The sequence below is a fragment of the Acinetobacter sp. YH12039 genome (genome assembly GCF_013420015.1).
Classification (GTDB): Bacteria; Pseudomonadota; Gammaproteobacteria; order Pseudomonadales; family Moraxellaceae; genus Acinetobacter; species Acinetobacter amyesii.
The window spans coordinates 32,845-47,716 of record NZ_VOZA01000002.1; the positions used below are offsets into that span (position 1 = coordinate 32,845).

Annotated in this window: 15 protein-coding genes; 12 read left to right on the plus strand and 3 right to left on the minus strand. The window is 39.7% G+C overall.

Annotated elements, in window-relative coordinates; genetic code table 11:
- Positions 1-7: 7 nt before the first annotated feature.
- From purF to FTT98_RS01245, 8 genes are all read left to right on the plus strand, one after another.
- Entirely contained in the window at positions 8-1,546 is a 1,539-nt protein-coding gene (gene purF / locus FTT98_RS01210) for an amidophosphoribosyltransferase (protein ID WP_078193623.1), read from the plus strand.
- A 91-nt stretch (positions 1,547-1,637) separates the two neighbouring features.
- Entirely contained in the window at positions 1,638-3,527 is a 1,890-nt protein-coding gene (locus FTT98_RS01215; protein ID WP_180007308.1) for a M48 family metalloprotease, read from the plus strand.
- Between the two features lie 174 nt (positions 3,528-3,701).
- Positions 3,702-4,349 (plus strand): hypothetical protein, encoded by a 648-nt coding sequence (locus FTT98_RS01220; protein ID WP_180041326.1) that lies wholly within the window; start codon positions 3,702-3,704, stop codon positions 4,347-4,349.
- Between the two features lie 20 nt (positions 4,350-4,369).
- Positions 4,370-5,341 carry a D-glycerate dehydrogenase gene (locus FTT98_RS01225; RefSeq protein ID WP_180041328.1) on the plus strand — a complete coding sequence of 324 codons (972 nt, stop codon included), beginning with the start codon at positions 4,370-4,372 and terminating at the stop codon, positions 5,339-5,341.
- A gap of 85 nt (positions 5,342-5,426) precedes the next feature.
- Entirely contained in the window at positions 5,427-6,869 is a 1,443-nt protein-coding gene (locus FTT98_RS01230; RefSeq protein WP_180176874.1) for a M48 family metalloprotease, read from the plus strand.
- A 31-nt stretch (positions 6,870-6,900) separates the two neighbouring features.
- Complete coding sequence (locus FTT98_RS01235) at positions 6,901-7,563, plus strand: IS1595-like element ISAcra1 family transposase (RefSeq protein WP_004783898.1); 663 nt, start codon at positions 6,901-6,903, stop codon at positions 7,561-7,563.
- 163 nt (positions 7,564-7,726) lie between these two features.
- Positions 7,727-8,086: a hypothetical protein gene (locus FTT98_RS01240; protein WP_168378953.1), complete on the plus strand. Its 360-nt coding sequence runs from the start codon at positions 7,727-7,729 to the stop codon at positions 8,084-8,086.
- Between the two features lie 47 nt (positions 8,087-8,133).
- A complete protein-coding gene (locus FTT98_RS01245; protein WP_180041330.1) occupies positions 8,134-8,691 on the plus strand; it encodes a GNAT family N-acetyltransferase in 558 nt (185 codons plus the stop codon).
- Positions 8,692-8,803: 112 nt separating this feature from the next.
- Here the strand turns inward: FTT98_RS01245 and FTT98_RS01250 are convergent, their stop codons facing one another.
- Together FTT98_RS01250 and rpsU are read right to left on the minus strand one after the other, a co-directional pair.
- A complete protein-coding gene (locus tag FTT98_RS01250) occupies positions 8,804-9,250 on the minus strand; it encodes a GatB/YqeY domain-containing protein (RefSeq protein ID WP_180010337.1) in 447 nt (148 codons plus the stop codon).
- A 39-nt stretch (positions 9,251-9,289) separates the two neighbouring features.
- Positions 9,290-9,505 (minus strand): 30S ribosomal protein S21, encoded by a 216-nt coding sequence (gene rpsU, locus FTT98_RS01255; RefSeq protein ID WP_001136722.1) that lies wholly within the window; start codon positions 9,503-9,505, stop codon positions 9,290-9,292.
- 146 nt (positions 9,506-9,651) lie between these two features.
- Between rpsU and tsaD the strand changes: the two genes are divergently transcribed.
- Both tsaD and FTT98_RS01265 read left to right on the plus strand, forming a co-directional pair.
- Positions 9,652-10,668, plus strand: coding sequence for a tRNA (adenosine(37)-N6)-threonylcarbamoyltransferase complex transferase subunit TsaD (tsaD, locus tag FTT98_RS01260; RefSeq protein WP_180010338.1), 1,017 nt, complete (start codon positions 9,652-9,654; stop codon positions 10,666-10,668).
- Positions 10,669-10,800: 132 nt separating this feature from the next.
- Positions 10,801-11,190 carry a hypothetical protein gene (locus FTT98_RS01265; RefSeq protein ID WP_180010339.1) on the plus strand — a complete coding sequence of 130 codons (390 nt, stop codon included), beginning with the start codon at positions 10,801-10,803 and terminating at the stop codon, positions 11,188-11,190.
- A gap of 249 nt (positions 11,191-11,439) precedes the next feature.
- Here FTT98_RS01265 and FTT98_RS01270 read toward each other — a convergent pair whose 3' ends face one another.
- The gene (locus tag FTT98_RS01270) at positions 11,440-12,318 is read right to left on the minus strand and encodes an ATP-binding protein (protein ID WP_180041332.1); all 879 of its coding nucleotides are present in this window, start codon (positions 12,316-12,318) and stop codon (positions 11,440-11,442) included.
- A gap of 189 nt (positions 12,319-12,507) precedes the next feature.
- Here FTT98_RS01270 and FTT98_RS01275 point away from each other — a divergent pair, with 189 nt between their 5' ends.
- Entirely contained in the window at positions 12,508-14,019 is a 1,512-nt protein-coding gene (locus FTT98_RS01275) for a DUF3336 domain-containing protein (protein ID WP_180041334.1), read from the plus strand.
- Complete coding sequence (locus FTT98_RS01280; RefSeq protein ID WP_180026843.1) at positions 13,997-14,821, plus strand: protein kinase; 825 nt, start codon at positions 13,997-13,999, stop codon at positions 14,819-14,821. Before FTT98_RS01275 ends, FTT98_RS01280 begins: the two co-directional genes overlap by 23 nt.
- The last annotated feature ends 51 nt before the right edge of the window (positions 14,822-14,872 follow it).

Here is a 14,872-nt window from a genome sequence, read left to right on the forward strand (position 1 = left end):
GGTTGCTATGTGTGGAGTAGTTGGTATAGCTGGTAAATCACCTGTTAACCAAATGTTGTTTGATGCGTTAACGATGTTACAACATCGTGGACAGGATGCAGCCGGGATCGTAACTTGTCAGGATGGTCGTTTATTCCTGCGCAAAGATACGGGTATGGTACGTGATGTGTTCCACACACGTCATATGCGTGCATTACAGGGTAATTATGGTATTGGCCATGTTCGTTACCCAACTGCTGGTTCTTCAAGCAGTGCTGAAGCTCAGCCATTCTATGTAAACTCACCTTATGGCATCACGCTTGCACATAACGGTAACTTAACCAATGCTGCTGAAATTCATGATGACTTGTTCAAGACTGACTTACGTCATATGAACACCGATTCAGACTCAGAAGTATTATTAAACGTATTTGCTCACGAATTGCAAAAACGCGCAAAACTTACACCAAGTGCTGAAGATGTATTCCACGTGGTTTCACGTGTGCATGAACGTTGCAAAGGTGGTTATGCGGTTGTTGCTATGATCACAGGTCAAGGCCTTGTGGGTTTTCGTGATCCAAATGGTATTCGTCCATTAATTTACGGTTCTCGTGAAACTGAAAATGGTATGGAATATATCATTGCGTCTGAATCTGTCGCAATTACAGCGCTTGGCTTTAAAGTTGAGCGCGATATTGCACCGGGTGAAGCAATTTATATTACTGCTGATGGCGTGATGTCGACCAAGCAGTGTGCAGTAGCCCCTGAATATCGTCCTTGTATCTTTGAATACGTATATTTTGCGCGTCCAGATGCAACCATTGACGGTATTTCAGTTTACAAAGCACGTTTGAAAATGGGCGAAAAACTTGCTCAGAAAATTCTACGTGAATGGGGCGATGAGCACGATATCGATGTCGTGATCCCAATTCCTGATACTTCACGTACTTCGGCGCTAGAACTTGCAAATACCTTAGGTGTGAAATTCCGTGAAGGCTTCATGAAGAACCGTTATATCGGTCGTACCTTCATTATGCCGGGTCAGCAACTTCGTAAGAAATCTGTGCGTCAAAAGCTCAACCCTGTAGAGTTAGAGTTCCAAGGCAAAAACGTACTCTTGGTCGATGACTCGATTGTTCGTGGTACGACTTGTAACGAAATCATTCAAATGGCGCGTGATGCGGGTGCGAAAAAAGTCTTCTTTGCGTCTGCTGCACCGATGGTGAAATATCCAAACGTTTACGGTATCGATATGCCAGCCAAATCTGAACTGATTGCGTCAGAACGAAGTGTAGAAGAAATTCGTGAAATCATTGGTGCTGATCGCCTAATTTTCCAAGACTTGGAAGATTTGAAATCTGCAGTACGTACCAAGAAAGTCCCTGAGTTACAGGACTTTGATTGCTCGGTATTTGATGGTAAATATGTGGCAGGCGGTATTGATGCTGAATATTTAGCAGCATTAGAGCGTAAGCGTAATGACTCTGCAAAAAATGAAAAGCCAGCTTATATCGATGTCAACATTGATGCGGCTTCTGTGGATTTAACAGGTGTTCGCGAAGAATAATCTGCTGAAAACATACTGAAAAAGCGGGAATTTCCCGCTTTTTTCATTTATGATGAGCAAACAAAAGACAATGTAGCTTAAGGGTATTACATTGAGACGTGTGGGTTATGATTTTATAAAAAACAAAAATATGTTTTGGCCTGTCACCATGTGTATGGCGGCAGTGTTTTTGACCGTCGCAATTATTAATGTAATTGTCGGTTTAATTGTGGATTATTATGATTCCACTCAGTCTATCTATTGGCATGTCCTTAGCCCATTTTTAGTGGCAGCTGTGCTGCTGATTATGTTGGTTTCAGTTCTCTATGATTTTTACACCTTTCGCTTAGGTGGTTATTCACTTGCCAAACAGTTAGGTGCGCGTCGTCTCAGTCTGATAGAAAGTATTCCTGAAGAAAGTGTTGCACTGCGTATGACAGAGCAATTGGCAGATACCTTTCTAATCGATACTCCTGCACTTTATGTCTTACCTGATGAAGTGGGTGTGAATGCGCTCACCGCTGGTTTTAGCCCTCGAGATACATCGATCATTTTAACCTGGGGTGCCTTACAAACCCTAGATGAGATGGAAATGTATGGTTTGCTGAGCCATGAATTTAATAAGATCTTGTCGGGGGAAGCTGCTGAAAATACCCGTTTGAAAATCTTATATAGCGGTTTGACGACCTTTAGTCAGTGGGGCAGTAAAATTGCAAAACGTGGTTTCTATAAAAATGGACAAGCACGGGACAATAAGTTTGAAACGCTCTTTGTAGCGATTGGCGCAGTTATTTGGTTGATCGGTAGTTTAGGTGTTTTGATTTCCCGCTTTATTAAATATATCTCTTTGGGTTCTCGAACCTATCGTAATGACCAGAAAACTAAACGTCTGATTCAAAATGATGCCAATATTCAAACCTTATTAAGGATTTATGTGCATCATTCAGGTTCGCAAATTCATAGTGAATATGCGGAATCGATTTCTCATATGTGTTTTGCAAACTCACTCAGTCCGCAAAACTGGATGAATATTCACCCAAGTATTGAACAGCGCATTTTTGAATTAAATCCGGCGCTCATTCATGACCTGCAACTAGAAAATTTAAAAAAACTGCGAAACCAACCGCTATTTTATTTGTTCCGTTCACTAGAAGAAGCCAGTCCAGATGTTGCAACTCCATGGAACTCGCCACAACCATTACCTTTACTGCGCTTGTCACCGATCAGTTTTGCGATACGAGATGCAATTAAACCGTTGAACCCCGAGATTCGTGAAAATTGGCAGCGGCCTGAATTGATCCAACGTGCCTTGCAAACTGCAACCGGTTCGCGTGAGGTGATGGTTGCGATTTTAATGATTCGTCAGTATCGAGAATTTATTCCGACTGAAGCTGAAGTCAGTCGTGCGATTGTGGATGCCTTATTGAATCTTGATGGTCGTGTGCATATCTCAATTTTTCATGAGGCATGTAAAAATATTGGCACCATGCCTGCAACAATTTCTCGGCAGTTCTTAACCAAGCTGGCCAAGATTATTCAAGAAGATGGTGAAATTGGATTACTCGATGCATTACTACTTGAAACAGTCAAATATGAGTTAAATCTGTTGCCTGCACATACGCCTACGTCTTTAGAAGATGTAAAACCCAGTATTGTGCGTTTGATTGATGCCTTGCTGCATGTGCAACAAATTAACAGTGATAACCAGCTCGAAGTGCGTGAAAAAATCCTCAATCGAATCTTAACGAAAGAAGAACTAGAGTTCTATCGCGATATATCTGATGAGCCAATTGATTTGGCTGAAATCCTAAATGATATTTCTGGGCTGCTGCTGCGTGAGCGGTTAAGCATTCTTGGGGTTGCTGAAATATGTTTATGGAATGATCGAATTATCACGCAAGATGAGTTGGATGTTTTGCAGCTACTATATTGGCGTATTGGATTTGAATCAGCTGAGATAGTTGAACTAATGCAAAAGAAAAATAGTTTAATGATCGTATAATTATTTATAGCGGCTTGATTTATGAATAAATTGTTTAATTTTAAGTCAAAAGTAGTCTGAGCAAGTCTACATAATCATTAGAGAAATAGAGTGGTCTAATTGATTTATAAAAGTTCAGCAAAACAGAGTGAATCCCGTTAGAATAACAAGCCTTGAATAGGTGAAAATGAAAGCATGATTGGGCATCAGCGAAGCATAATGGCGGCAATGGGAATTGATATATGGATTCCTCAGGCGGCTCCGTGTCAGCAATTTAGCTCAAATATTTGGCGAGATCAGGCGGCTCCTGAAATAGTCTCTGAAATTCTACTCAAAAATGAGCCTCAGCCAACGCCTGTTTCATCACAGACTGAGCTTAAAAAGAACGTTGATATTGTTGTAAATCAATCTGTAGAAGCACCTAAAGATGAACCAAAGGTTGTTGAGCCTGTTGAAGTTCGTCCAATTGTTCAAATCCCTTCGTTTAACTTAGAAGCCATCTGTTTAATGCACTGTGTCATTGTCATTGATGCCACAGAATTAACGGCAGAGCAGCAAGTTTTGTGGAGCAATATTCAGCGCGCAGTCAGTGCAGATTTTTTTGCCTTACAGTGGCCATTTGGTTGGGTGAATTTGCAAGATGGTCGTGGTGCAGCATCTTATGTGCAGGGCTTTATCGATGCGATGAGCTTGGATAAAAATGTCATTTGTCTAGGCGATATTCCGCATCTAGATCATGAGAAAGTGTATCCATTGGCATCTTTACAGCAAATGATTGAACAGCCTTTATTGAAAAAACGCCTATGGCAATTTATGCAAAACAAGGCAGGACAAAATACTTAAATGACGTAAATGGAAAATTTATGCAAAAAAAAGTAGTGGTTTTTAGTCAAATAGATCAAGAAATAATTCAACGTTTAGAACAGCAATTTAAAGTTTTCCAAATTAGCCCTAAATTGGGCGATGTGAATCAGCAAATTCTTGAGCATTCAAAAGATGCTGACGCCATGATCGGTGCGGGACGTTTGTTGAATGCTTCGAATTTAGCGCATACGTCACAATTAAAAGTCATCTCAAGTGTAAGTGTCGGTTATGACAACTATGATTTAGCATTTTTAAATCAAAAAAATATTTGGTTGAGCCATACTCCGCATGTATTGACGGAAACTACAGCAGATTTAGCATTTACTTTGTTGATGAGTGCAGCACGTAAAGTGCCTGTATTGGATCAATGGACCAAACAAGGGCAGTGGAAGCGTACAGTGGGTCCTGAGCAATTTGGTATGGATGTCTTTGCTAAAACTATTGGTATTATTGGCTTAGGACATATTGGCGCAGCGATTGGGCGTCGTGCTCGCTACGGCTTTAATATGAATGTACTCTATCATAATCGCCGAGAAAAAATTGAATTGGCTGAATCGTTATCAGCGCAATATTGTGATTTGGATGATTTGTTGCAACGTGCTGACTTTGTGGTCGTTGCAGTGGATTTAAATGCAGAATCGAAAGCTTTAATTGGTGAACGTGAGTTGGCCTTGATGCAATCGCATGCGGTATTGGTCAATATTTCACGCGGTTCAGTGATTGATGAAGCCGCTTTAATCGATGCATTAAGTCGTGGTCAAATTTTTGCAGCAGGCTTAGATGTGTATGAGCAAGAGCCACTTCAAGAATCGCCATTATTTACATTAGCCAATGTCGTGACATTACCCCATGTGGGTTCAGCAACAGCGGCAACTCGTAAACGTATGGCGGAATTGGCTTATCAAAATCTAGTGGATGTTTTGGTACATGAGTGCGCGCCACGCTATGTGGTCAATCCAAAATTTGAATAAACAATCACAACAGTTTTCTCCATAATTCACCAAAATTCAATGCTATATTCGATGAAGTACGAATATGAAATTTAGAGAATAGACTTTGAAAAAGATTTTACTGGCATGTGGTCTCGGGCTTTGTTCGACATTGGCGCAGACGCAGTCCGTAGATTTTAGTTCATCCCCACAATTTTCTGTGCCTGAAATAGGTAGTGGTGTCGGCTTGTTGGATCAACAAAAAGAGCGTGCCATTGGCGAGAAGGTGTATCGTGAGGTGCATCGTCAACTTCCTGTGACTGAAAATCCGTGGATGGAAGATCGTCTTTTATCTGTCTTTACGCATATTTTGAGCCAAACCCAACTCAACCAACCGGTCGGTTTGTTATTAATTAATGATCCACAAATTAACGCTTTTGCTGTGCCGGGAGGTTTATTTGCATTAAATGCTGGATTAATTAATTCAGCTCGCAACATGGATGAAGTGGCAGGGGTGATGGCGCATGAAATTGCACATGTCTCACAACGTCATTACAGTCGTTCACAAGAAGCTTTTAAAGGGCAAGGTTTATTGTCACTAGCCGGTATTTTGGTCGGAGCCTTGGTGGCCTCACAGGCAGATGGTGATGTCGGTGCGGCTGTAATGATGGGTTCACAAGCCGCTTTGATGGATAAACAGCTAACCTATAGCCGCAATCAAGAACGTGAAGCAGACCGTATCGGGATGCAGTATATGTATCGTGCTGGATACAATCCGCAGAGCATGGCTGACTTCTTTGAAGTGATGCATCGCTCTACGAGTCGAGTGAGCTTTCTGCCTGATTTTTGGTTGACGCATCCTTTAACCACGGAGCGTATGAGCGAAGCGCGCTTACGTGCCAATCAGTTGCCTCAAGTTAAAACCAGTTTGGTTGATCAAGATTTTGAAATTCTGCGCTGGTATAGTCGAGTACTGTCAGGTCAGGCGACTGAATTGCAATTAAATGCGATGGTGGCGCAAAAGAATTATGCAGCTGAGTTGGCTTTGGTGAGCTTGCATATTAAACAAGGTGACTTTAGTGCTGCTCAAAAGTTATTAAATGAAGCAGCAAAACAAAATGCTTCGCATGCACTTTTTACTATTTTGCAGACCGATGTGCTGTTGGGTCAAAACAAAGCGGCTGAAGCCGTGAACGCTGTGAAAAGTTCGGCAATCATTATGCCTGAAAATCGTGCTTTAAATTATAAATATGCAGAGGCTTTGATTCGAAACAAAGAATATGCGCAAGCACAACTGATTCTACAGCGATTTTTACAAGCAAATCCACGCGACTTGAGTGGTTGGCGACTGATGTTGCAAATGGCTGATGCAGACAAAGATGCAAGCTTCCGTTCGGTCAATGTGCTGCGATATCGAGCTGAAGTAGAGTATTGGGGCGGGGATGAAGAACGCGCGATTAAATCTTTGCTACAGGCGCAGCGCATCGCCAAAGACTCGAAAAGTCTTTCTGCAAAAATCAAGCAGCGTGTAGACGAAATGCAAAATGAGCGGAAATTAAAAAGGCTCTAGACTAGCAAAATGATTATGTTAGTCTAGAATCATGATAGAAAACAGTAAATTAAGTCACTACAAGATTAAAAAAATTATTCAATGCTTTTGTGTTGATATTCCTGCTTCCAAAACAGCCTTATTACTCAATTTAAATCGTAATACGATTAACTATTGGTACATGCTTTTTAGAGAAACTATCTATGATCATCAAACAGATTTAAGAGCTAAGTTTGTTGGTTCAATAGAAGTAGATGAAAGCTATTTTGGAGCGAAAAGGCAACGTGGGTTTCATGGAAAGTTAAAGCGTGGTCGTGGGACTCTAAAACAGCCAGTATTTGGAATATTCGAACGTAATGGGCGCGTCTATACTGAAATCGTACCTGACTGTAAAATGAAGACTTTACAAGAGGTTATCATTGGTAAAGTTTCACTTGAGAGTGTGATTTATAGTGATGGATGGCGTGGCTATAATGGTCTTGTTGATGTGGGTTATTCAAAGCATTTTAGGGTAAATCACGGAGCAAATGAGTTTGCTAGAGGAGAATGTCATATAAATGGAATAGAATCATTTTGGAGCTTTTGTAAAAGAAGGCTAGCAAAGTTTAACGGCATATCAAAAGAGTACTTTGATTATCATCTTAAAGAAACTGAATGGCGTTGGATGAGGGAACCTAATGAGTTAGCAACTGAGCTGTGGAACCTCATTAGGTAAAATTAAGTGTAAATCTGCTAGTCTAGAGCCTTAAAAATATAAAGATTTCAACTGTGATGCACTTATCTATGTCGATTATAAAGTGCAAATTGTAGTTTTAGTGGCTTAGATTAATCAGTGTAAACTAGCTGGATGTAAAATGTTTATGATTAAGAACTTACAAATGAAAAATATAATTTTAGCGGCCTGTCTGTTGGGCTTAGCAACGAATATTGCAGCAGCGAGCGCAGAGCAATATGTGATCGCTGTGAATGATATTAACGAAAAATATAAAACCGATGTACGCCAATTTTTTAGTCAGTTAGACCCACAGCAACAGGGATTTAAAGCAGACCAGCAAGTGAAATACTGCGGTATTGTTCAGACTTATGTAAATGATCTATATCGTGCTGCAGACGAAAATCGTGCATTTTTAGATCGTGAGTACCGTAATATGAATAAGCAGGATGTGATTCAGCAGGTGATCGCATCAAAAGAGATGCAATTATTAAAAAAATATAATGTGCAATGTGCCCTAAATTAAAAATAAATTTATAAGCATTTTAAATCATCACGAGAAACTGAATAAAAATGAAACTCGATGATTTTGGTATGAGTCATGGCAGAATCACGCTTCAGTTGATTCAGCGCCACGATGCAAAAGCACTTTATGAGGCTATTTGTCAAAGTATAGAAACCTTACGAATGTTTCCTGCAAGTTTGGCTTGGTCCTTACAAGAACCTAATTTAGATGCTTCATTGGCATTTTGTGATTCGAGAGTGTTGGCAGCGTTAAATCAGGAAAATTTTGTTTATGTGATTCGTGAGCAACAGTCGCATAACTTTTTAGGTGTCATGGATATTCATCAAATCAATTGGATGGAAAACCAAGCTGCCGTTGGATTTTGGGGAAATGTTGAATTTAAAGGGCAGGGCTTGATGACAGAAGCTTTGCAGTTATTTGTGGATCAATTATTGAATGATCTAGGATTTCAGCAATTAAACGCTTTTGTAGATGTAGAAAACAAGCAAGCACGACGTCTATGTGAACGAGCAAATTTTAAATTGATTGAAATCGAACAAGCTGCAATTCAAAATCCAGTAGATGGAAGTTGGCGAGATATTTGTAAGTATGAAATCGTTAGATGATAAAGAAAAATAAATGATGTGTGGATTTGAATTTTTTTTGAATTTGGATAATTTGGCTATTTAAGTCATCAGCGTACTTAAATAGACCAAATCAAACAATATAGATGAAAGATTAAGAGAGTTTCGCTTTAATTTTAGCTGAAACTTGTGCAGGATCGGCACGTCCGGCTATGAGCGGACGTAGAGAGTTCATCACCTTACCCATATCTTTCATGCTAGTAGCTTCTTGCGCAGTAATCGTTTGCGCAATGATGGAATCAAGTTCTTCCTCAGTCATAGCTTCTGGTAGAAATTGAGATAACACCTCAATCTCGGCTTGTTCCTTACTAGCTAAATCATCTCGGTTTGCACCTAAAAAGGCTTTAACCGATTCTTTGCGTTGTTTGATTTGCTTTTCAATGACCGCAAGAACTTGGTTATCGTCAAGCTCTATGCGCTCATCGACTTCGATTTGCTTGATTGCTGCCTGTAGACTACGTATTACCGTTAACTTATCCATTTCTTTAGCACGCATTGTTGCTTTCAAAACTTCAGTTATTTGGTTTTTTAAAGTAGTCATTTATCTTGTCCAGGTTAGTCAATCAATCACAAATTAATCTTAGTAAAGGCGAGTAGTACGTACTGATTCGCGAGCCAATTTCTTTTGGTAGCGTTTAACAGCAGCAGCTTTTTTACGTTTACGTTCTTGAGTTGGTTTTTCGTAGAATTCACGTTTACGAACGTCAGCAAGAACACCTGCTTTTTCGCATGAACGTTTGAAACGACGGATAGCTACGTCTACTGGTTCGCCTTCTTTCAATTTAACTTGTGGCATGAAGAATCCTCATTAAGTTATGGATAAGATCTCGGGTCGAATTACCCTTGATCACAAGTGAAGGTCAGTATTTTACTCATTTACATCTCATATCACAAGTCTATAATAGGTTTCGCAATATTTTGAAATGGGCAAAAGGCAGTTTAATGATCGTTTTAGGCTTGGAAACTTCGTGTGATGAAACAGGACTCGCACTCTACGATAGTGAGCAAGGATTACGCGGACAAGTATTGTATAGCCAAATCAAACTGCATGCAGAATATGGTGGTGTGGTACCTGAATTAGCTTCACGTGATCATGTGCGCAAGTTAATTCCTCTAATAAAACAATTGCTTGAAGAAAGTCAGATAGATAAATCTGAAATTGATGCCATTGCATATACCCGCGGACCGGGCTTGATGGGTGCCTTAATGACTGGCGCATTGTTTGGTCGCACATTGGCATTTGCACTGAATAAACCTGCTATTGGCGTGCATCATATGGAAGGTCATATGTTGGCGCCTTTGTTGTCTAAAACTCCACCAGAATTTCCATTTGTGGCACTTTTAGTCTCTGGCGGACATACTCAATTGATGGCTGCTTATGGAATCGGTCAATATGAATTATTGGGTGAGTCGATTGATGATGCAGCAGGTGAGGCATTCGATAAAGTCGCTAAAATGATGGGGCTACCATACCCAGGTGGTCCAAATATTTCGAAATTGGCGATGAATGGCGACATCAATGCCTTTGAATTTCCACGTCCAATGCTACACCAAGGCTTAGATTTTTCATTTAGTGGTTTAAAAACTGCCGTTTCAGTTCAATTGAAAAAAGTTGAAGGCGAAGGTCGTGAGGCGGATATCGCTGCATCTTTCCAAGAAGCGTTGGTTGATACATTGGTGAAAAAATCAGTTAAAGCCTTAAAACAAACCGGTTTAAAACGTTTAGTTATTGCCGGTGGTGTAAGTGCGAACAAACGTTTACGTGAGCGCTTAGAAGCTGACTTGGCAAAAATCCGTGCAAATGTGTTTTATGCAGAACCTGCGCTTTGTACAGATAATGGTGCAATGATTGCGTTTGCTGGTTATCAGCGTCTTAAAGCGGGTCAGCATGATGGTTTGTCTGTTACGACTACACCGCGTTGGCCGATGACGGAATTAAGTAATCCAAACGAAGCGTAAAAATCGGTTAAAAAGGAGGCTAAATTAGCCTCTTTTTTTTGGGGAAATGAAAAAAAATTATAGTGAATGTTATGTTCATCTATCTGAGTCTTTTGTTATGCTAAGTTTTAAACTTAACTAAAAAAATTAAAGATGAATAAATTATTAGCACTAGGATTTATGGTTATTTCTTTGTCTGCTTGTAGTACGAAACAAGAAACAGCAACTGAGCTAAAGAGTACTTTTAAGAACTCTGTTGAATGTCAGACATTGTTAAAGGAAATTGTAAATCAGCATTTTAATTTACGTGGTATTCCAACAAGTGCATTGAAATTTACTGTATCAGCAAAATCTGAAAATGAAGAACAAATTCAAATAGATGTCTTGAAAAATGACGTATCAAAAGCAACCTCAATTGGGAAATTCAAAGTCTTAAAAAATGAAAAGCAAATTTTTGATTCAACTTTTGAAGATACAAATATGATTAAAGTTAATTTAAAGGAAAATATAAGTGTAATTGATATATGTTTTTCACAAGCATAGCGCAATTATAAACTCAAAATATTAGGCATCAGAACCTTATATGTGAATCGCTCAACTCAATTTAGCGCCATAAGCGGTGTGTTCTTAATGATTTTCAAGCAATTGATTTAATCAAGAGTTTGAATCGAGTTTGCTAAATTCTTAGATTAGCATTTAAAAGCAGCCAACGAGGATGTGGCTGCTTTTTTTGAAATAATCTGACTGGCTTTGCAGAACTTATATTTTCAGATCATAAAAATATTGTAGACGTTATTTTTCCAAAGCCTTTAGATTTTCAGACCCAATCCAATGCTTTGAAAACTGATAAGCAGCACGGCCTGAACGCTGCCCACGAGACTGACACCATCTTAAGGCTTCAGCACGAACTTCGCTGGTCATGGCTAAATCAGCCTTGGCAAGATAGTGTTCCACAATTTCGAGATATAAATTTTGATCCATTGGGTAAAAAGACAGCCACATCCCAAAGCGGTCAGAAAGAGATATTTTTTCTTCAATCGCTTCTTGTGGATGGAGCTCAGTATATTGAGGCACATCTACCTTGGTTACAGGTGTGTTTTCATGCATGAATTCAGGCAATAAATGACGACGGTTACTGGTAGCATAAATAATAAAATTACTTGAACCTGATTGTAATGAACCATCCAAAACACTTTTTAAACTGCGATAGTTTTCATCTTCAGCATTGAATGCCAAATCATCACAATATACGATAAATTTTTCAGGGCGATTTTTAATTAAATTTTGGATTTCTGGTAAATCAGATAGATCATCACGCTCAATTTCAATTAAACGTAAACCTTGGTCTGCATAATGGGTGAGCAGAGCACGGACGATGGATGATTTACCTGTACCACGAGAGCCAGTGAGTAAAACATCATTGGCAGGTAAGCCTTTTAAAAACTGTAAAGTGTTTTGAATCACTTTTTCTTTTTGACGTTCAATTCCTTTTAAATCTTCTAAATACATGACTTTGGGCTGTTGAATGGCTTTAAGCTGTTTATCTTGCCATTTAAACGCGATACTCGAAAAATCGGGTGCTTGTTTAAGCTCAGGCAAACTGTGCTGTAGTTGTAAGAGTACAGTAGATAGCGATTGAAGGATGTTGTCAGGTAAATCAATTGTAGCCATGATAAGTCAGCTTGTCGTGTCTTGTTGTTGGTTAGTATATGACAGCAGTGTACATCAATAATGCAGTTATAATTGCTGAAATATGTCAAAGTTAAATGATTGTTCTGGCAGATCAGCGCTATTCGAATAACCAAAAAGTTGTTATAAATCTAGCTGAGTGAACAGTTTAAAGTGTGCTGAGGGATAGTCATGTTGTTTACAGGGTTTTCAAAAAGTATTAATCCACATCAGGCATATCGGATAAAAAAATTAAAGCGTCAGCTCGACCGTGCTGAATGTTATGAAGAATGGAAAGATATCGCACTTAAAATAGATGAAGAATCGGGTGCGCAAGAATGGAAATTCGATAATAGTTCACCGTATTTTGATGCAGAAATTATTACTCATCGTTTAGGGTTACTGAGACGATATCGTGCTCAGAAACGTACTCGAGATTTGATGTACATTTTAAGTGAAGGTTTAACTTATGATGTGGGCAATATTGCCCATCCCTTGCTGTTTACAGAAGCCTACGTCGGCACCAAAAAAATTATTGAAGACTATGTTGATGAGGTGAGTCAAAGTTTGGCCTTTATTGCATCCGAAGAATGCGTTTGTCTCAATGCTGCACAAAAAATTGAATTCTTTGAACAAAGCCAAAAAGCCTATGGACAACCTGTATTGATGTTTTCCGGCGGTTCAACTTTAGGCTTGTTTCATACCGGTGTGTGTAAAGCGCTGATGGAACAAGACCTCATGCCAAAAGTTTTGTCAGGTTCCAGTGCTGGCGCCATTATGACAGGGATGTTGGGTGTATCTAAACCGTCAGAATTTACCAATTTATTAAACGGACAAAACTTCTTTAGTGAGGCATTTCACTTTCGGAAATTGACTGAGTTAGTGCAGGGTAATGGCGGCTTGGCGGATGTAAAATATCTGAAAAAGTTTTTGGTTGAAAACTTAGGTGACTTAACTTTTTTCGAAGCCTATAAGCAATCTGGTCTGCATATCAATGTGGCAGTTGCGCCTTATGATGCATCACAAGATGCAAGAATTATGAATGCCTATACCTCACCCGATTTGTTGGTATGGAGTGCAGTGCTGGCATCATGTGCAGTGCCCATTCTATTTCCACCGGTACGACTGACCAGTAAGCGTTATGACGGGCAATTTACGCCATATATGTCGGCAACACGTTGGGTAGATGGTAGTGTGCGCAGTGATTTCCCACAGGAGAAAATGGCACGTCTATATAATATTAATTATAGTATCGCCAGTCAGGTCAATCCGCATATTGTGCCGTTTATGCAGGATGATGCTGCACGCTTTCGTAAAAGCATGTTGAGTTGGCCTGAGCGGATCGTTCGTCGTCAAGGTAAGGTGATTAGTAAAGGGGTTATGGATTTTGCCCGTGAGCGCGCAGGAAGTATTCCACCTGTTAGACGTTTGCTTGATCATGGTTATGGCGTGATGGATCAGCGTTACTATGGTGATGTCAATATTGTGGGGAAATATGGCTTAAGACACTATAGTTATATGTTGCAAAATCCTCGACCTTATCTGTTTAAGGTATTGCAACGTGAAGGTGAAAGAGCCACATGGCCGAAGATTTCATTAATCGAAACGCAAGCCCGTATCGGTAAGACCATTCAGCATTGTTTGGAATTATTAAATTATCAAAATGAACCCAGCCAACGACATGCAGAGTTTATTGCGGTTTAAATCCACAGATTTAACGCAAATCATTTATGAGCCAAAAACCAAATCTAAAAGTTTGGTTTTTGGGCGTCGTCTATATCAATTTCAATTCAATCAACAACGTTATTGGCTCAAGGCGCAAGTCAGTGACAGCAGTCCTGAACATGTAGCTAGTTTTGGTCGTGAAATTGAGCTGTACCAACTATTTAGTCAAGCGTCTACACAAAACAGCATCACGCTACCTTTTCAAGTGATAAAACAGTCGCATCTCAGTATTCAGCAAGAGTCTATTGATCGCCTATTAATACTCCCGAATGCCGAGCCTTGGTTCGTACAGCCTGCATCGAATTTGAGCCTTGCGCAGGTGAGGCAAGTGCTATGGCAAGCACTCGATGTGGTTGAACGATTAAGCTTGCACGGTTGGATACATGCAGATTTAAAACAAGAGCATTTTGTGAATTGGCAAGGGCAGTGCAGACTCATCGATTTTGAGCAAGCGTTACCTTTAGAATTTGATCAGTTAGATGCCTTAACTGCGACACCACGTTATATGGCTCCAGAACTTTTCCATGGACAAGCGAAATCTTTGCACAGTGATATCTATGCGCTGGGGATTATTTTTTTGGAATGGCTGACATCACAGCGTTTAGAGGCGAAAAACTATGAAGATTGGGCCTATTTACATTGCCAACGCTTAAAGCTTGATCTGCCACTGCAATATCAAGGGTTTACTCAGCTATTGCAACACATGTTGATGAAGCAAAAAAATGACAGATTGGTGGATTTTTATCGCTTAAAAAGCGACTTAGTTGCTGAATTTGCTTAAGAAAAATACAAAAAAAGCACTATTGTTTTTTATTTAAACAAACAAGATGCT